The organism is Agrobacterium sp. fls2-241-TYG-188a, from assembly GCF_030209845.1.
The window spans coordinates 1-18,778 of sequence record NZ_JARVRD010000011.1 but is presented as its reverse complement, the minus strand read 5'-3'; the positions used below and the strand labels follow the sequence as shown (position 1 = coordinate 18,778).

Below are 18,778 nucleotides of genomic sequence, written 5' to 3'. Positions count from 1 at the left end.
TGAGCATGGGTTGCAAATGAAATGCCGATTGAGGAGGTGACATGGTTGCCGCGTTGGACATCGTCCGAAAAGTCGCCTTCGATGCCTATTTCCATTTTGCCGAAGATGACGGCTGGGCCATGGCAAGCCATGTGGCACTGTCGATTCTGCTTGCCCTGTTTCCATTCTTGATTTTCGGTACGGCTCTCGCCGGTTTTCTTGGGGCAGACCAGTTTGCAGAAACCGCCGTCCACATCATTTTCGACACGTGGCCTGCAGCCATCGCCGCGCCGCTCGCTGCGCAGGTGCAACAGGTCCTCACTATTCCTCGTGGCGGCCTTCTGACGATTTCGGTGCTCGCTGCCGCCTATTTCGCGTCCAATGGCGTGGAAGCACTCAGAATTTCGCTCAACCGTGCCTATCGTGTGAGCGAAACACGCTGGTGGTACGTCACGCGCCTGCTCAGTCTTTTCTACGTCATAATAGCGGTCACCACCTTTGCTGCCATCAGCATCGTGCTGGTTGCCGTGCCTGTTGCGCTGTCCTTTGCCGAAACGCGTTTTCCGCTGCTGAAGGATTTTCTGGAGACCGTTTCCAATCTGGGCCTTTACGGCACGATCATCGTGCTTGCCGTCGGGCTGATCGCCGCGCATCTCTGGTTGCCCGCAGGCAGAAGACGCATATGGGATGTGCTGCCAGGCATCGTGCTGACTCTGCTGTTCTGGGTCATAGGAGCGGCAATCTTTGCCTATTATCTCGCCACCTTCGCCAATTATGCCGCAACCTATGCCGGTCTGGCCTCGGTCATGATCGTGCTTGTCTTTCTCTATATGGTCGGCGTCATTTTCATGCTGGGTGCAGAGGTCAATGCTGCCTTGATGAAGTATCGCATTCGGCATGTCATCAAGGTCGGCATTCACAATGGCAGCCTGCGGGAAGCGCTAGACGCCGAGGAGGCGGCGGATATCTGAGGGCGTGTCGCCACGTGCGCGCAGCGCCTCCAGGGCGGTACTGCCAATACTCTTTGAAAGCTTCTTTCCGTCCTCATCCAGAACCAATCTGTGGTGATGGTATTGCGGGGCGGACAGGTCGAGGAGCTCCTGCAGCAGCCGATGAACGGATGTCGCCGCGAACAAATCCATACCCCGGACCACGTGAGTGACGGATTGCAGCGCATCATCCAGTACGACGGACAGATGATAGCTGGAAGGGGCGTCCGGCCGGGACAAAACGATATCTCCCCATGCGGTGGGGTCGGCCTCGACGAATGTTTCAGCCCCGCTTCCGCCTTCGTGCCAGTGCAAAGAACGTTCAACTCTGCCCACAGTTTTCGCCATGTCCAGGCGCCAGGCGTGCTGCGCGCCTGAAGAAAGAAGCTGAGCAATCTGCGCCGCAGGTCGCTCTTTATCGATCGGCGGATAGAGTGGAGCACCATCGGGATCGCGAGGCCAAACCTTTCCGTCCACTTCATACTGCCTGACAAACGCTTTTATTTCGCTGCGGCTCATGAAGGCCGGATAGGCCAGTTCCGCGTCGATCAGGCGCTGGAGTGCAAGCCGATACTCGTCGAAATGCTCTGACTGACGCCGCACGGAATGTTCCCAGGATAGGCCCAGCCATGCAAGGTCGTCGTAGATACACCGTTCAAATTCCGGCGTGCATCGGGCAAGATCGATGTCCTCGATGCGCAGTAGAAAACGTCCCGCCGAGGCCGCAGCCATGTCGTGATTGAGAATTGCTGAAAGAGCATGGCCGAGATGCAGCCTGCCATTGGGGCTGGGCGCAAAACGGAACACTGGCTTTTGGCGGACATGCGAGGACATATTTCGTCTTCTGCCACGATTTTCAATACTTCGCCAAGAGACTGGCAGCCAATCGAGTCAAGGAAAGAAACATGCTCGCACTGGCACGGGCGGAGTTGCGCGCGTGGTCAGGGCGTTGATTGGCGACACAGCAATATGGGATTGATGGCAATGGTCGTGGCTTCTTTCTGCGTACCATCGCGCACGTCCAGAATGAGTGCAGCCGCCTGCCTTCCGATTTCCCGAGGCATCGGGTCGATGGTGGTAAGGGAGGGAACGCAGATGCCGGCAATCTCGTAGTCACCGAAGCCTGCAACAGCGATCTGTCCGGGAACATCGATGCCGCGCCTCTGGCATTCGGTCAACGCCCCGAAAGCGGAGAGGTCGGACACGCAGATCACGGCCTGTGTATCCGGCAGTGTTTGCAGAAGGCGCCCCATTGCATCGGCACCTTCCTTCATGGAAATGGGTGGGGTGCCGGCAGCAATCAGCCTGTCAGCTTGCAGTCCATGGTTGCGCATGGCCTCAATGAACCCGGCGCGGCGATCCGTTCCACGGGTATCGCGATCAGCATCGCCCCCGATGAAGGCGATGCGGGTAATGCCGACCGAAACAAAATGATCAACCATCGAACGTACGGCACCTGCGTTCGAGAAACCTACGACATGGCCAACGGGATTTTCGGGGAGGTCCCAGGTCTCGATGACGGGTATGTCGGCATTCTCAAGAAGCCGCCGGGCGCGAGGTGTGTGTCTGCCACCGGTCACGACGATCGCTTCCGGGCGGCGGCGAAGCAACTGCTCGATCAGTCGCTCCTCCTCCTGAATGTCGTAGTCCGTATAGCCCAGCAGGATCTGCAGGCCGCGTGGCTTCAACCCTTCCGACAGCCCGCGTACGGTATCGGCGAAGTTGGCGTTGTTGATCGACGGTATCGTGACGGCCACGAAATCCGTCCGCTGCGAACGCAGGTTCGATGCGGTACTGTCGAAGACATATCCAAGTTTGTCCGCGGCTTCGAGGATCGTGCTGCGCGTGGCATGGCTGACGGATGTATCATGCTTGAAAGCCCGGCTTACCGTCATGGAAGAAACGCCCGCGAGGCGGGCGACATCGGCCATGGTGGGTACTTTGCGGAATGGGCTCATATTCGGTTGTTACCGTTATCTTTTTCGAAAATCCAGCCTTGCTAACATAGCTCCACAGGCAAGCTTACAAAGGCTCGAATTCATGCGCCGATGTGACGTGATGATGGATTGTGCCGGTGAAAAAGCGCGCCAGTACGGCTTCGGTTGCCGCTCTTGCCTCGGTGCGGACCGGGCTCGCGAGCGCTGCCTCTACAGCTTTCAGATCCGGATAGTTGATAGCCAGGATCATCGGATATTCCGGGGCTCCGTCATCGCGGCTTTCTGCGAAGGTGACACGCACCGAAAGGGCGCCGGGGAATGCCCGCCATTTTGGCAGGATTTCAGCGAGGACTGCGGCTCTGAAAGCTTCGGTCTGACCTTGTTTGATCGTGCCGTCGAACAATGCATAGCGGGTTATCATCGGGCAAGCTCCTTGGTTGGTCCCTTGAAATATTCCATAAGCGCGGCCTGATCTTCGCCGCCCAAACCAGCGGCGGTCAGCATCCGGTGAATCTCGGCGCAGATTGCAGTCAGCGGCATGGAGGTGTTGCTGAGCCGCGCCAAATCCTGGGCGGCATTCAGGTCTTTCACCATGTTGTCGATACGGCCGGTGCGGCGATAATCACGCGCGGTGAAGCGCGGCATATATTCCTGAAGCAAGGCGCTGTCGGCCCGTCCACCCTCCAACGCCTGTGGAATCTTGGCAACGTCGACGCCAGCCGCCTCGGCAAGTGCCGTTGCCTCTGCGACCGCAAGAAAACCGAGGCCGCATAGCACCTGATTGATCATCTTGGTGGTTTGCCCCGCGCCCGGCCCGCCCATATGCGTCTGGTTGCTGGCCAGCCCACCCAGAATGGCTTGCGCTTCCTGCACGTCAGCTTCCGCGCCGCCCTGCATCAGGGTCAACTGCCCGGTTGCTGCTTTTGGAATTCCACCGGAAAGTGGGCTGTCCACCCAGCGCAAGCCGACTGCCGCACTCTCCGCCGCAAGTGACTTCGTCGACTCCGGGTCTACGGAAGACATATCGATGATGAGGGTGCCGGGGCGTGCACCTTGCGAGACACCTTCAGGTCCGAAAACGGCGGCGCGTACAATAGCAGCGGAATTGAGCGAGAGGATAACCGCTCTGGCCTTTCCTGCGGCTTCGGCGGCGGAGGATGCGGCTACAGCTCCTTTGGAAACAAGGGCGTCCACCTTCTCCCTGTCGCGATCATAGACGACGAGATGCGTTTCCGTTTCAACGAGACGTGCACCGATTGCGCCGCCCATTGCGCCTGCGCCGATCAGGGCGATCGTATCTTTCATAGCCGTTTTCCTCCTCCAGTGGCCTCTAAAGGTTGCCACGCCCCTTTTGGATGCTCAACTTACAGGGATGCGGTAATCCCGCCATCGACATAGAGAATGTGCCCATTGACGAAGCTGGACGCGTCAGACGCAAGAAAGATGCAGGCGCCTTGCAGTTCCTCGACCTTGCCCCAACGTCCTGCGGGGGTGCGTTTCTCAAGCCATGCCGAGAAGGTCGGATCGGCAACCAGTGCGGCGTTGAGCGGCGTATCGAAGTAACCGGGAGCAATGGCGTTGCAGTTCAGCCCGTGCTTTGCCCAGTCGGTTGCCATGCCCTTGGTGAGGTTTCCGACCGCGCCCTTTGTCGCCGTATAGGGCGCAATCGACGGCCGCGCGAGACTGGTCTGAACGCTGGCAATGTTGATGATCTTGCCGCGTCCGCGACCGATCATGTGGCGCGCGACGGCTTGCCCGACATGGAAGACGCTGGCGATATTTGTCTGCAGCAGTCGCTCGAACGCGTCGGCGGGAAACTCTTCAAGGGGAGCACGGTGCTGCATTCCGGCGTTGTTGACGAGAATGTCGATGGGCTTGCCGGATGCCTCATATGCGTCGACCGCTCGCCGCACGGCTTCGTGGTCCGTCGCGTCGAAAGCAAGAATGTCCGCATCGCCTATGCGCGCAGCCGCCTGGCTCAGCTTCGCCTCATCCCGACCGTTCAAAACAATCGCCGCTCCGGCGGCTTTAAGCCCCTCGGCAAGCGCAAAGCCGATCCCCTGAGATGAGCCGGTAATGAGTGCGCGTTTGTTTTTAAGGTCGAACAGGTTCGTTGCCACGGTTTTCTTCCTTCAGTTTCACTCTCGACAAGCGTTTGTTGATTTGTATATGTTATCGATAACAATCGAAAGTCAAGCTTCGTGAGGAGAGACGATGACCAAGCCCGACATATTGCAGATTGGCCCTTATCCGGATTGGGATCAACATCCACTCGATGCGGCGTTTACGATGCATCGGTATTTTGAGGCGTTCGAGAAATCAGATTTTCTCGCAAAGGTAGGGCCAAAAATCCGCGGGATCGCGACGCGCGGCGAACTTGGTGCCAACGCCGCCATCATCAACGCCTGCCCGGGCCTCGAAGTCATATCCGTCTATGGGGTGGGCTTTGATGCGGTCGATCTCGCACTGTGCCGGGAGCGGGGCATAAGGGTCACCAACACACCCGATGTTCTGACGGGTGACGTTGCGGATCTCGGGGTGGCAATGATGCTTGCCCAATCGCGCGGAATGATCGGCGCGGAAAACTGGGTCAGGGACGGCTCCTGGTCCACAAAAGGACTATATCCCTTGCAGCGAAGGGTCTGGGGCCGCAGGGCAGGAGTGCTCGGTCTTGGCCGCATTGGCTTCGAAATCGCCAAGCGCCTTGCTGCCTTCGGCATGGAGATCGCCTATAGCAGCACATCGCGCAAGGATCATGCGCGGGATTGGGCGTTCATCGCAGATCCTGTCGAGCTTGCTTCCCGGTCCGACTTCCTCTTCGTGAGCCTTGCTGCCTCTGCGGCAACCCGTCATATCGTGGGTAAGGAGGTCATCGAGGCGCTGGGCCCTGAGGGTATGTTGATCAATATCAGTCGTGCTTCGAACATTGATGAGGACGCGCTTCTCGACGCACTGGAGAAGGGCAGGCTGGGTGCCGCTGCACTCGACGTGTTTGAGGGCGAGCCGAAACTTAATCCGCGCTTTCTGTCCTTGCCGAACGTGCTCCTTCAACCTCATCATGGCAGCGGGACCATTGAAACGCGCAAGGCCATGGGCCAATTGCTTCGTGATAATCTTTCGGCGCATTTTGCCGGTAAACCTCTTCTCAGTCAGGTGCTCTGATGAAAGCCATCGTTATTCATGCAGCCGGTGATCTCAGGATCGAAGATCGCCCCGTGGAACAGCCAAAAGCGGGGCAGCTCAGGCTACGTCTCGCGACGGGCGGCATCTGCGGCTCTGATCTGCACTATTACAATCACGGGGGCTTTGGAGCCGTGCGGCTACGGGAGCCCATGATTCTTGGCCATGAAGTATCCGCCCATGTGGAGATGATCGGGCCGGGCGTTTCCGGTTTCGAGGTCGGCCAGCTCGTCGCCGTCTCCCCATCGCGGCCTTGCGGCCATTGCCGCTATTGTGCGGAGGGCTTGCAAAATCAGTGCCTTGATATGCGTTTCTATGGCAGTGCAATGCCGTTTCCGCATATTCAGGGCGCTTTCCGCCAAACCCTTATTGCCGATGCTTTCCAGTGTGTCGATGCCACCGGCCTGTCTGCGGGCGAGGCCGCGATGGCAGAGCCGCTGGCGGTGACCTTGCACGCCACCACGCGTGCAGGAAGCCTTCTTGGCAAAAGAGTACTTGTTACGGGCTGTGGTCCGATTGGCGTTTTGTCGATCCTTTCGGCACGCCGGGCGGGCGCTGCTGAGATCGTTGCGACAGATCTTTCTGATTTCACGCTGTCTCTGGCAGCCAAGGTTGGAGCCGACCGTGTGATCAATACGGCCAAGGAGCCGGAAGCCCTTGCGCAATATTCGGCCAACAAGGGAAGCTTCGATGTTCTCTATGAATGCACAGGCGTTGCCGCAGCGCTCGCGGGTGCAATTCCGGCCATCAGGCCGCGTGGAATTATCCTGCAGCTTGGGCTTGGCGGCGACATGACCCTGCCGATCATGGCAATCACCGCAAAAGAGCTGGAATTGCGCGGCTCATTCCGCTTTCATGCAGAATTTGCGATCGGTGTCGAACTGATGCGCAAGGGATTGATCGATGTCAGGCCGCTTATTACGCATACGGTGCCGCTTAACGAGGCAGAATCGGGCTTCAAGCTTGCATCGGACAGAAGTCAGGCCATGAAGACACAGATAGACTTTTCGGCGTAAAGCCGGTGACTTCGGAGGATTTTCAACAATGTCGTTTTTTGAAGTCATCGACCCGGTGTTTGCCACCTATGTATTGGGCAATGCACCGCTGAAGCGTTTGGCGACCGGTTTCGACTGGGTGGAAGGGCCGGTGTGGTTCGGGGATGCCGGCTGCCTGTTGTTTTCCGATATTCCCAACAACCGCATTGTCCGGTGGAACGAAGAGGGTGTTACGACATACCGCCAGCCTTCAAACTTTGCCAATGGTCATACGCGGGATCAGCAGGGGCGGCTGGTCAGCTGCGAGCACGGGACACGCAGGGTGACCCGCACCGAGTGGGATGGCAAGGTCACGGTTATCGCTGACAGCTATCAAGGCAAGCGGCTCAACAGTCCGAACGATGTCATCGTCGCAGCTGATGGCGCAATCTGGTTCACTGATCCTCACTACGGCATCATGACGGACTACGAAGGAACGAAGTCGGAGCAGGAACTGGACTGCTACGTCTACCGCGTCTCGGCGGATGGCAATATCGAGGCCGTCATTACCGATATGAAGGCACCCAACGGGCTGGCCTTCAGCCCCGATGGGAAACGATTGTACGTCGCCGATACAGGGCGGATGTTTTCTTCTGATCCGCAGCATATCCGTGTCTTCGACATGGTGGACGGTCTGCCCGTCAACGGCCGGATTTTCCACACGATCACTGCAGGATGCGCAGATGGGATCCGTTTGGATAGCGACGGCAATGTTTGGTCTTCCGCAGCCGACGGAGTGCACTGCATTGCGCCGGACGGACATCTGATGGGCAAGATTCTCGTGCCGGAAACGGTGTCCAACATCTGCTTTGGCGGCCACGCCAAGAACAGGCTATTCATTACAGCAACCACCAGCCTCTATTCCGTCATCCTCAATCGACGCGGAGTGCAGGTGCCCTGAGATGTAGCGCGAACGCTAGACGGTCTCGCCGTGGACAAGGCGTGTCGATACGACATTGACTGCCTGTACGGCTTCGCCCTTCAGCCGCGCGACCAGTGCTTCCGCTGCAGCTTTGCCGATGCCCGTCGTCGGCACCACCGTCGTGGTCAGGCGTTTGTCCAGAATGGACGCCGCCTCCATTCCACCCCAACCGGCTATGCCGATATCATCCGGCACATTAAGGCCATGCGCTCGACAGAAAGCGAGTCCGCCGATCGCCATCTCATCATTGTGAAAATAGACGACGTCAAACTCGTTGCCGCGGCTGAGTAACATCTCCAGGCCGTAGTAACCCGCATAAAAGCCAGGCGCGTCGTGAAGCATTTCAGCATCCACCAATGGATGGCCCGCCTTTGCGAGGGCATCCCGAAACCCTTCAAACCGTGCCTGGCCCATCACGTCGCTGCGGGCGAACGCTCCGATATAGCCCGCCTTTCGACGGCCCCGTGACAACACATGCCGTGCCATCTCCGCACCGCAATCGGCGTGGGAAAAGCCAACGGCCATATCGATAGGGCTCGTGGTCAGATCCCAGATTTCCACGACAGGCATGGATGCTGCGCGCAGGAGGTCTATCGTACCAGGCGTATGATGACTGCCGGAAAGAATGAGACCCGCCGGCCGCCAGCTGACCACCTGGCGTATCCACTCTTCCTCATCGGTTGCTGAATGGTCGCTCGCGCCAATAATCAATTGATATCCGAGGCGTCCAAGCGCGCGATCCACACCATCCAGCACGTGACCGAACAGTCCGGATGTCAGACGTGGCACGCACATGCCGACCAGTGTCCCCGCGTGGTCTGAACCGAAGGCGGCGGCAAGCCGGTTCGGTACGTATCCCATTTGCTCCGCAATCCCCAGGACTTTTTCCCGCGTCTGGTCGGAGAAGCCGGACCCGTCTCTGAGAACTCGGCTGACCGTCATCTTGGAGACGCCAGCGGCCTTGGCGATGTCTTCCAGATTGGCTTTCATGTGTCTTTTCAATGTCCTTTTCGCACCGGCATCTAATATACATGTTATCGATAACTTTTCTCTTGACATAGCCGGGCGTCAGAATAATTTATTTACGTTACCGGTAAAGCAGGCGCAAGATCTGTCCGGATTGGGAGGAGACAATCATGCAACAGTCCACAGACGGACTGCTGTTCGATCGCATCGTGAAAGTCTTTGGAGGCACGCAAGCCCTCAAGGGCGTTTCGCTGAAGGTCGAGCGTGGCGAAATCGTTGCCCTTCTGGGCGAAAATGGTGCTGGCAAGTCAACGCTGATCAAGGTGCTTGGTGGCATCCACCGTGCCGATGAGGGCGGCGTCTTCATTGATGGCGTTCCCTACGCTCATGAAGCCGGAAAGGCCGGTGGTCAGAAGGTCGCCTTCATCCATCAGGATCTCGGACTGATAGAGTGGATGAGCGTTGCCGAGAATATCGCGCTATCGCTAGGCTACGTGAAAAAGGGTCGTCGCATCGAGTGGACCGCGACGGAGGCGGCTGCCGATAAGGCTCTTTCGCTGGTCGAGGCTGATTTTTCAGCGACAGCCCGCGTGTCCAGCCTCACCCGCACGCAGAAATCCCTGGTTGCCATCGCACGAGCCCTTGCTGCCGATTGCGACTACCTCGTTCTTGATGAGCCCACGGCCAGCCTTCCTGCCGATGAGGTAGAGAGACTGTTTGCAGCCCTTCGTCCGCTAAAGGCACGCGGCGTCGGAATGATCTATGTCAGCCATCGCCTCGATGAGATTTTCCGGATTGCCGATCGGGTTGCCGTGCTTCGAGACGGCCAGTTGGTCGGCATGCGGGCGATTGAACATACCACGCCTGAGGAGCTGGTTGGTCTCATCGTCGGGCGCAAGGCGCGCGAAATTGCCAGGCCCGCAGTTCTGTCTGGATCATCCATCCTCAAGGTAGAAGGATTGGCAACCGGCGCGGTGGGGCCGGTGAATTTTGAAATTCGCCGTGGAGAACTGCTCGGTCTCGCGGGGTTAAGTGGTGCAGGCCATGAGGATGTCGGTCGTGCATTGTTCGGTCTCATTCCCCATTCGGGCAGCATCCTATTGAACGGGATGAAGCCGGATCTGCGCAATGCTGGAGCGGCCATGCGTTCCGGCATCGGACTCGTCGCACGTGATCGCGTTGCGGAAAGTGTCGCGCCAGGCCTCACAATCCGAGAAAACGCCTTCATAAACCCGGCGGCTACCGGTCGACGCCTGATGAGTTTCCTGTCTCCCCGAGCGGAGGATGAAATCGCCCATGGACTTGGCCGCCGCGTCGGGCTGTCGCCGAATGATCCGACACTGGCGATAGAGGCCTTGTCCGGCGGCAATCAGCAAAAGGTCGTCGTGGGACGCTGGCTTGATTCCGGACGCCAGTTGCTGATTACGGAAGACCCGACGGCAGGTGTCGATGTCGGTGCGAAGGCTGAAATCTACCATCTGCTATTTGAGGCGCTTGCAAGTGGCATGGGCGTCCTCGTGGTGTCCACCGATTTCGAGGAGACCGCCAATATTTGCCACCGTGCGATTGTGTTCAGTCGTGGCCTGCCTGTGGCCGAACTGAGCGGCGTCGAACTTTCAACCGAATCATTGATCCAGGCCGCATCGGCCGGTGAAGCCGCCTGAGGACAGCCATGCCCGGTATTCAATCCAACGCAGTTGAACCCACCAAAGACGAGCTGAGAGGTCTTTCATTCAGCCGAAAGCTGGTTCGCCTCATTCCGACCTATGGTCTTGTGATCCTGATGTTCGGCCTGATCGTCCTCTTCTCGATCCTGCTGCCGACCACTTTTCCGACCTTGCTCAACGTCCGCGCCATCCTCTCCGACAAGGCGATTATCGCGATGCTCTCGCTTGCGGCCATGATCCCCATGGTTGCCGGGCGCATCGACCTGACGGTCGGCTACGGTATCGTTCTCTGGCACATTCTGGCCATCAGCTTGCAGACGCTCTACGGGCTTCCCTGGCCAGTTGCCGTTGCTATCGTTCTCGTCCTCGGCGTCCTCATCGGGGCCCTTAACGGGCTATTGGTCGAGGTTGCGCGGATCGACAGTTTCATAGCGACGCTTGGAACAGGCACGATCCTTTATGCCATTGCACTCTGGCATACCGGCGGCCGTCAGATGGTGGGTGCGCTGCCAGATGCCTTTTACGCCATCAACGGCACCTTCGTCGCAGGCCTGCCGATCACCGCCATCTATGTCCTTGTCATCACGCTGTTGCTCTGGATCGCGCTCGAATACACGCCAATCGGTCGGTATCTCTATGCGATTGGCGCCAATCAAAGGGCAGCAGAGCTCAATGGCATTCCAACGCGCAAATTCGTTATCGGCGCATTTGTCGCGTCCGGCCTGATGACCGCGCTTGCGGGTGTGCTTCTGGCGTCCAAGTTGCGTATCGGGCAGGCATCCGTCGGCCTTGAATTTCTCTTGCCCGCACTTGTGGGTGCCTTTCTAGGCTCTACAACCATCAAGCCCGGACGCGTCAATGTGTGGGGCACAATCGTCGGCGTGATGATCCTCGCCGTTGGCATATCCGGCATCCAGCAGTTCGGCGGCAGTTTCTGGGTTGAACCGCTGTTTAACGGCACGACCTTGCTGATCGCCATTGGCATTGCCGGATATGCGCAGAGGAAAAAAGGCGCGAAGTCTAAATAGTTCGTTCAGCTACATCGGGAGGAAACCATGCTGAAAAGAGCACTAGCCGTATCGATCCTGGCACTGGCGGCCGCCATGCCAGCCCACGCCGACGCGATTTCTGACGCGATGGCGCAGGTCCAGAAATATGCAGGTGAGAAAACGACCTGGGATGGGCCGACCAGCGGTCCGGTCGCCGCGACGGGCAAGAAAATCGTCGTGCTGGCCGCCGACATGAAAAACGGCGGCATCCTGGGCGTAACGAATGGCATACAAGAGGCTGCGGCCAAGATCGGTTGGCAGGTGACGGTTCTTGATGGCGCTGGTTCCGTGCAGAGCCGTGCCGGAGCGTTCGGGCAGGCATTTGCGCTGAAGCCCGACGGTATCATCATCAACGGCTTCGATGCGGTCGAGCAGCAGGCTGCGTTGAAGCAGGCTTGCGACGCCGGCATTCCGATGGTGAGCTGGCACGCAGGTCCGGTGATTGGGCCTGACCCGGCCAATTGCCTTTTCGCCAATGTTTCCACCGATGCCATGGAAGTCTCCGCCGCTGCCGCGAAATGGGCCTTTGCTGACGCAGGTGGAAAGCCGGGTGTCGTGATCTTCACCGACTCGACCTATGCCATCGCCATTGCCAAGGCCGACAAGATAAAGGAAACAATCGAAAAGCTCGGCGGAACGGTGCTCGAATATGTGGATACGCCAATTGCGGACACCTCGAACCGTATGCCAACGCTGACGACCTCGCTGTTGCAAAAGTATGGTGCGAAATGGACTCATACGCTGGCAATCAATGATATCTATTTCGACTTCATGGGGCCAAGCCTCGCCGCAGCCGGTATCGCGGGCGATGGGGCGCCCAAGGCGGTCGCTGCCGGTGACGGATCGGAATCGGCCTATCAGCGCATTCGCTCAGGCCAATACCAATCGGTGACGGTGGCAGAGCCCCTGAACCTGCAGGGTTGGCAGCTTGTAGACGAATTGAACCGAGCAGTCAGCAAGGCGAAATGGTCCGGCTATACGTCACCACTGCACGTGGTTACCAAGGCCAATATCAGCTCCGACGGTGGCGACAAGAATATCTTTGATCCCGGCAATGGCTACCGGGTTCAGTATGCGAAGATCTGGGGCAAATAGGCCGATGTCTTCAAATGGCTGGCGTGGATCTTATCTGCGCCAGCCATTTTCTCTTTCTTCATCTACATTCACACGGCTCCTGTGATCCCGGTCCATCTGCTTCGTACGGTATCGGGCGATGAATCTCTGGAACCGCCGCAAGCGCGCGGTGTTTCCTCCGCACATTCATCACGCGAAGGAACTGCAATGCCCGATATCAAATCCCCCGCCGTACAATCGCTGGAGAGTGAACAGAGCGAACCTCGCGTCGATCAGGATGATCTCCGCGATGGTTTGGAAGACACGTTTCCTGCCTCCGACCCAGTCTCGGCCACCGGCACGACAACATCCGGCGCAGGTGCTGACGCAGCAGAGCCCGTTGCCAAATCGGATGCACCACGAGTGGACGAGGCCCTGGAATCCATCCTCGCTCATCGAAATGATCCCTACAGCGGACCTAAGGAAAACATTGTTGCGGTCAGGCAAGAGGTTTCAAGCCTGGGCTACAGAACCGCAGACGACCTTCGCCGTCGTGTGCGAGAAAACCCCATGCGAGCTTTGGGCCTTGGAGCCATTTTCGGCTATTTGGTCGCAACGACGCTGACGCGTTGAACCTTGAAAAAGCGACTGGCGAAAACAATCTTTTTCGCCGGTTGCTGCCGCATCTCCAGCTCTCATGGACTTGCCGAGCAATGGGGCACCATTCCCGCATCCGCGCAAGAGCGGTGCCTTATAACAATCTAGTTTTGATAAAATACATCTTCGGCGAGAAGCCGACATTTTCTGACAAAAAATGCTATTAAAAATCTATCGGGCCGCTCCGGGTCCTCTTTAAACCAGCAAAATTCCATACCATATCAAGTTCATCAGAATGCCATGTCAGACACGAGCTCTGACCTGTCATTCAAGGCGATGCTGGCATGATTGAGTGTCGGTCGTCGCAGCGGGGCTTGCCGCTTCAGGGAGCCTCAACCCCAGCAATCCAAACTGTGCCGAGATCGGGCAGGGCGGTAAGAGGAGTTTGACTATGAACATTGAGAAATATTCCGAACGAGTTCGCGGTTTTCTGCAATCGGCACAGACCTATGCGTTGAATGAAAACCACCAGCAATTTGCGGCTGAGCATGTCTTGAAAGTGCTGCTGGATGACGACCAGGGCATGGCTGCGGCCCTTATCGAGCGTGCGGGCGGCAATGCAAAGGAAGCGCGCCTTGCCAATGATGCTGCCTTGGCGAAATTGCCAAAGGTTTCCGGCGGCAATGGCGGCCTGTCGCTCACCGGCCCGCTCGCCAAGGTGTTTTCGACCGCTGAAGATCTTTCCAAGAAGGCCGGAGATAGTTTCGTCACGGTGGAGCGTTTGCTGCAGGCCATGGCGATTGAAACATCTGCCTCGACCTCAGCTTCGCTCAAGAAGGCAGGCGTAACCGCTCAGGCGCTGAACCAGGTCATCAATGATATCCGCAAGGGTCGTACCGCCGATAGCGCCAATGCCGAACAGGGCTTTGATGCGTTGAAGAAGTATGCGCGTGACCTGACGGCGGAAGCGCAGGACGGCAAGCTGGACCCTGTCATCGGCCGCGACGACGAAATTCGCCGCACCATTCAGGTTCTGTCGCGCCGTACCAAGAACAATCCCGTACTGATCGGTGAACCTGGCGTCGGCAAAACGGCGATCGCAGAAGGCCTTGCCCTGCGCATCATCAATGGTGACGTACCGGAAAGCCTGAAAGACAAGAAGCTGATGGCGCTCGACATGGGCGCGCTGATTGCCGGTGCGAAGTACCGGGGTGAGTTCGAAGAGCGCCTAAAGGCTGTCCTGAACGAAGTCCAGGCGGAAGCCGGTGGCATCATTCTCTTCATCGACGAGATGCATACGCTTGTCGGCGCTGGCAAGGCAGATGGAGCAATGGACGCGTCCAACCTGTTGAAGCCCGCTCTTGCTCGTGGTGAGTTGCATTGCGTTGGCGCAACCACGCTGGACGAGTACCGCAAGCATGTCGAAAAGGATCCCGCGCTGGCGCGTCGTTTCCAGCCCGTTCTGGTCAATGAGCCGACGGTCGAAGACACGATTTCGATTCTGCGTGGTCTGAAGGAGAAGTACGAGCAGCACCATAAGGTGCGGATCGCGGACTCCGCACTCGTGGCTGCGGCCATGCTGTCCAACCGCTACATAACCGACCGTTTCCTGCCCGACAAAGCCATCGATCTGATGGACGAGGCTGCGTCGCGCCTGCGCATGCAGGTGGACAGCAAGCCGGAAGAACTGGATGAGCTTGATCGTCGCATCATCCAGCTCAAGATTGAGCGTGAAGCATTGAAGCAGGAAACCGATGCGTCCTCTGCGGATCGGCTGAAGAAGCTCGAGGATGAGCTCGCTGATACGGAAGAAAAGGCAGACGCGCTGACGGCACGCTGGCAGGCAGAAAAGCAGAAGCTTGGCCATGCGGCGGACCTGAAGAAGCAGCTCGACGAAGCCCGCAACGAGTTGGCGACAGCCCAGCGTAACGGTCAGTTCCAGCGGGCAGGCGAGTTGACCTATGGCATCATTCCCGGGCTTGAAAAGGAGCTTGCTGCGGCGGAAGCACGCGACAGCAGCGGCGCTGCCTCCATGGTGCAGGAAGTGGTGTCGGCGGATAACATTGCCCATGTTGTGTCACGATGGACCGGTATTCCGGTGGATCGGATGCTCGAAGGCCAGCGCGAGAAGCTGCTGCGCATGGAAGATGAGCTTGCCAGATCCGTCGTCGGCCAGGGCGAAGCGGTGCAGGCAGTGTCAAAAGCAGTCAGGCGCGCCCGCGCTGGTCTGCAGGATCCGAACCGACCGATCGGCTCCTTCATCTTCCTTGGCCCGACCGGCGTCGGCAAGACAGAACTGACCAAGGCTTTGGCGCGGTTTCTGTTCGATGATGAAACGGCGATGGTGCGCCTCGACATGTCGGAATACATGGAGAAGCATTCAGTCGCCCGGCTGATCGGCGCGCCTCCTGGCTATGTCGGTTACGAGGAAGGCGGTGCGTTGACGGAAGCCGTGCGTCGTCGCCCCTACCAGGTCGTTCTGTTCGACGAGATCGAAAAAGCGCATCCGGATGTCTTCAACATTCTGCTGCAGGTGTTGGATGATGGCCGTTTGACAGACGGTCAGGGCCGCACTGTCGATTTCAAGAACACCATCATCATCATGACCTCGAACCTCGGTTCCGAGTTCCTGACGCAGATGGGCGACAATGACGATGTGGATTCTGTCCGAGAGTTGGTGATGGAACGGGTCCGTGGACACTTCCGGCCGGAATTCCTCAACCGTATCGACGACATCATCCTGTTCCATCGCCTGCATCGCAATGAAATGGGTGCCATTGTCGATATCCAGTTGCAGCGTCTTCTGTCGCTCCTCAGCGATCGCAAGATCGAGTTGGAACTTGATGAAGATGCCCGTATCTGGCTTGCCGACAAGGGGTACGATCCTGCCTATGGCGCTCGTCCGCTGAAGCGCATCATCCAGAAAAGCGTTCAGGACCGTCTTGCCGAGATGATCCTGGGCGGTGAAATTCCGGATGGTTCGCGCGTCAAGGTTACATCGGGCTCCGATCGGCTGCTATTCAAGGTCAAGCCGTTGCGACCAGACGTCGAAACCGCTGACGCAGCATGATGAAACAAAAAAGGGCTCCCGCGAGGGAGCCCTTTTTCTTTGCGAGCGGAAAATGTTTAGCGGCTTGCGACCTGGTCCGGCTTGCTTTCGATATTCAGCAAAGTGTCGATGCGCCGTCTTTCATCCGAAAATCTGGCCAGCGCCACGCCCGAAAGGGACTTCCCACCCGGGAGGCGCACCTTCATTGCATCGACCTTCGTGCCGTTGACGATCAACTCGTAATGCAGGTGAGCGCCGGTCGATAGGCCAGTCGATCCGACATAACCGATAACCTGACCCTGTGTGACGCGAGCCCCCTCGGTCACACCCTTGGCAATCGCATTCTGGTGATTATACGAAGATACATAGCCATTCGCATGGCGGATCAGCGTCTGATTGCCGTAGCCGGATGCCCATCCAGCCTTTTCGACCACCCCATTACCGGTGGCAATGATCGGCGTTCCCCGTGGTGCGGCCCAGTCTGTTCCCGTATGCATGCGGCTGAACCGCAAGACAGGGTGGCGGCGCATACCGAAGCCGGACGTCATGCGCCCGTTCGGCACAGGATTGCGGATCAGGAACTGGCGAATACTCTTACCCTGGCCGTCAAAATAATCGACGCTTCCATCATCGGGGTTCTGGAAGCGGTAGAAACGGGTTTCATTGTCGCCGAACTTGGCATTCACATAGAGAAGCTCGGACTGGTCGGTCGCTTTCCCATCAGGCCCCTCGACCGAGAAAAAAGCTTCCAGCGAATCCGTGGGCTTCAGCTGAGCCTGGAAATCGACGCTGCTGGCCAGAAGCTTTACGATCTGCGACACCATGGACTGGTTCATGCCGTAGGTCAGAGCCGCCCGATATACCCCGTCATAGACGCGTGGGAGATCGCGGTTCGCAGTCAAAGGCGCGTTGCTGCTGTCGAAAGCGGTGGCGACGGCGTCAAGCTGAGGAGGCTCAGCCGCCTTGACGAACTGCTTGTGATCATCGGTTGCTACTGTCACGACGTGGCGTGCCTTGCGATAAAGGCTCGCGCGAACAACATCGCTTTTGTCATCACTCTGCAGAATTCCGATGCGCAACACGTCGCCGGCCTGCACTTCGGCTGATCCATTCTCTGCGCTCAGCGCGCCTGCCGTCTGCTTGGCTTGCTGCTTGGAATAACCGGCGCCAAAGAGCGCTTCTTCCATTGTCTGCGCCTGGCGAACAGGAATGACATCATCCGCATATTCCGGCGCATCCACTGTCGCTGCCTGCGGCGTGGATACCGACATGTTCTGTTCCACCACGCGGGCTGAGAGGCCAGCAGTCACATCGACGTCCTCAGTCGCCTCAAATCGACGCGGATCGATGTAATAGAGTGCGGAAAGCTGCTCATTTCCATCTGTCAGGATAGAGCCATTGGAGCGAACGGCCTCTTCCACCTCGTCGAAGCTCATTCCGCCAGCATAAGCAAATGGGCTGTTTTTTGTCGGAAAGGCCGTTGTCTTCAGGCTGACCTCCGACTCTACCTCCGATCCATAGATCGTACCCGTCTTGCTCGCTGCGGGAGAAGCGTCCTCATTCGTCGCAAAAATGTTGAGCGGATCAAATGGCGGATAGTCGTCCTGATTATTGTAATTTGCGGCCAGAGCGATCTTCACGTGCGAGAATGGGACCTTGCGGACAACTTCCTTATCGCCATCGTGGATAACGGTCGACACTTCCATCACAGACCTGTCTGAAGGCCGTGCTGCAATATTTGGTGCTAGCAGTCTTGTGCCGCGCCTGACGGTTTCCGATGCGTCCTGTTCCATATCGGCGCGCGCGAAAGCCTCTGCCGGGATTGCGAGCTGCTGTCGGCCATCCAGAGCCGCGAAAAGCGCGACGCCCATGAGAATGGACGATGTAATGCCAGTCAGAAAAGTTCCACTAAGCCAACGCAAAGAAATCTCGCGACGGTCTGGAGCACGGCGACCCTCTGCCAGAATAGGCGGCTCTGACCCAAGCGAGCGGACCATGTCTCGATCCGTCATCATGCCTGTCGCGACCATTCGTTCATTTGATCTCCAGAAACCCTATGGCGAAGGTGTGCAACTTTAAAACACGGGAGTCAAACAGGGGAGCAATTCCCCTTACTACTCTCCCCGTGTTTCTACGTCGAAGCACTTCCTCTCCGTCCAGATATGGATATCTCATGTCGAAAACGTGGCGCGTGTTCTATTCTAATAAGGCGAGGGCACCGAACGAGCCTTCATATAAGCCGAAGGGGCGTTATTTTGGACCCGGTTTCGTGCCTAATGGAAATACCTCAGCATAATCAGTAACTTACATAAAATCTGTATTTTTTTGGATTGTCAGTGTTGACTTGTTTGAGGGG

General features: G+C 57.8%; 16 protein-coding genes. 9 read left to right on the top strand and 7 right to left on the bottom strand.

Annotated features, from left to right (window positions below; translation table 11 throughout):
• Nucleotides 1–41 precede the first annotated feature (41 nt).
• Nucleotides 42–950 (top strand): YihY/virulence factor BrkB family protein, encoded by a 909-nt coding sequence (locus QRN85_RS23540; RefSeq protein WP_062588744.1) that lies wholly within the window; start codon nucleotides 42–44, stop codon nucleotides 948–950.
• On the opposite strand, the gene gluQRS is transcribed toward QRN85_RS23540, so the two are convergent.
• From gluQRS to QRN85_RS23515, 5 genes are all read right to left on the bottom strand, one after another.
• Complete coding sequence (gluQRS, locus tag QRN85_RS23535; RefSeq protein ID WP_284760377.1) at nucleotides 921–1,802, bottom strand: tRNA glutamyl-Q(34) synthetase GluQRS; 882 nt, start codon at nucleotides 1,800–1,802, stop codon at nucleotides 921–923. The genes QRN85_RS23540 and gluQRS overlap by 30 nt on opposite strands.
• Before the next feature lie 107 nt (nucleotides 1,803–1,909).
• On the bottom strand, nucleotides 1,910–2,926 hold the full coding sequence (locus tag QRN85_RS23530) for a LacI family DNA-binding transcriptional regulator (RefSeq protein ID WP_284760375.1): 1,017 nt from the start codon (nucleotides 2,924–2,926) through the stop codon (nucleotides 1,910–1,912).
• A 64-nt stretch (nucleotides 2,927–2,990) separates the two neighbouring features.
• Entirely contained in the window at nucleotides 2,991–3,326 is a 336-nt protein-coding gene (locus QRN85_RS23525) for an NIPSNAP family protein (protein WP_062588750.1), read from the bottom strand.
• Nucleotides 3,323–4,210 (bottom strand): NAD(P)-dependent oxidoreductase, encoded by an 888-nt coding sequence (locus QRN85_RS23520; protein WP_284760374.1) that lies wholly within the window; start codon nucleotides 4,208–4,210, stop codon nucleotides 3,323–3,325. Before QRN85_RS23520 ends, QRN85_RS23525 begins: the two co-directional genes overlap by 4 nt.
• A 59-nt stretch (nucleotides 4,211–4,269) precedes the next feature.
• Nucleotides 4,270–5,025, bottom strand: coding sequence for an SDR family oxidoreductase (locus tag QRN85_RS23515; RefSeq protein WP_113094061.1), 756 nt, complete (start codon nucleotides 5,023–5,025; stop codon nucleotides 4,270–4,272).
• 94 nt (nucleotides 5,026–5,119) lie between these two features.
• On the opposite strand from QRN85_RS23515, the gene QRN85_RS23510 reads away from it, so the two are divergent.
• From QRN85_RS23510 to QRN85_RS23500, 3 genes are read left to right on the top strand one after another with little or no spacing between them, the layout of a single operon-like run.
• Nucleotides 5,120–6,067, top strand: a complete 948-nt coding sequence (locus QRN85_RS23510; protein WP_284760372.1) for a 2-hydroxyacid dehydrogenase — start codon at nucleotides 5,120–5,122, stop codon at nucleotides 6,065–6,067.
• Nucleotides 6,067–7,101, top strand: a complete 1,035-nt coding sequence (locus QRN85_RS23505; RefSeq protein WP_062588756.1) for an L-idonate 5-dehydrogenase — start codon at nucleotides 6,067–6,069, stop codon at nucleotides 7,099–7,101. Before QRN85_RS23510 ends, QRN85_RS23505 begins: the two co-directional genes overlap by 1 nt.
• 28 nt (nucleotides 7,102–7,129) lie before the next feature.
• Nucleotides 7,130–8,020, top strand: a complete 891-nt coding sequence (locus QRN85_RS23500) for an SMP-30/gluconolactonase/LRE family protein (RefSeq protein WP_284760371.1) — start codon at nucleotides 7,130–7,132, stop codon at nucleotides 8,018–8,020.
• Nucleotides 8,021–8,035: 15 nt separating this feature from the next.
• Here QRN85_RS23500 and QRN85_RS23495 read toward each other — a convergent pair whose 3' ends face one another.
• The gene (locus tag QRN85_RS23495; RefSeq protein ID WP_284760370.1) at nucleotides 8,036–9,031 is read right to left on the bottom strand and encodes a LacI family DNA-binding transcriptional regulator; all 996 of its coding nucleotides are present in this window, start codon (nucleotides 9,029–9,031) and stop codon (nucleotides 8,036–8,038) included.
• Between the two features lie 146 nt (nucleotides 9,032–9,177).
• Here QRN85_RS23495 and QRN85_RS23490 point away from each other — a divergent pair, with 146 nt between their 5' ends.
• The 5 genes from QRN85_RS23490 to clpB all read left to right on the top strand — a co-directional run bounded on the left by QRN85_RS23490 (nucleotide 9,178) and on the right by clpB (nucleotide 16,443).
• Nucleotides 9,178–10,671, top strand: coding sequence for a sugar ABC transporter ATP-binding protein (locus tag QRN85_RS23490; RefSeq protein WP_284760368.1), 1,494 nt, complete (start codon nucleotides 9,178–9,180; stop codon nucleotides 10,669–10,671).
• Between the two features lie 8 nt (nucleotides 10,672–10,679).
• A complete protein-coding gene (locus tag QRN85_RS23485) occupies nucleotides 10,680–11,702 on the top strand; it encodes an ABC transporter permease (protein ID WP_113094055.1) in 1,023 nt (340 codons plus the stop codon).
• 27 nt (nucleotides 11,703–11,729) lie between these two features.
• A complete protein-coding gene (locus tag QRN85_RS23480; protein ID WP_112963009.1) occupies nucleotides 11,730–12,818 on the top strand; it encodes a substrate-binding domain-containing protein in 1,089 nt (362 codons plus the stop codon).
• Between the two features lie 186 nt (nucleotides 12,819–13,004).
• Nucleotides 13,005–13,409: a hypothetical protein gene (locus tag QRN85_RS23475; RefSeq protein WP_062588769.1), complete on the top strand. Its 405-nt coding sequence runs from the start codon at nucleotides 13,005–13,007 to the stop codon at nucleotides 13,407–13,409.
• Between the two features lie 415 nt (nucleotides 13,410–13,824).
• The gene (clpB, locus tag QRN85_RS23470) at nucleotides 13,825–16,443 is read left to right on the top strand and encodes an ATP-dependent chaperone ClpB (RefSeq protein ID WP_284760365.1); all 2,619 of its coding nucleotides are present in this window, start codon (nucleotides 13,825–13,827) and stop codon (nucleotides 16,441–16,443) included.
• 56 nt (nucleotides 16,444–16,499) lie between these two features.
• Here the strand turns inward: clpB and QRN85_RS23465 are convergent, their stop codons facing one another.
• Nucleotides 16,500–18,437, bottom strand: a complete 1,938-nt coding sequence (locus QRN85_RS23465; protein ID WP_284760442.1) for a M23 family metallopeptidase — start codon at nucleotides 18,435–18,437, stop codon at nucleotides 16,500–16,502.
• Nucleotides 18,438–18,778: the final 341 nt, after the last annotated feature.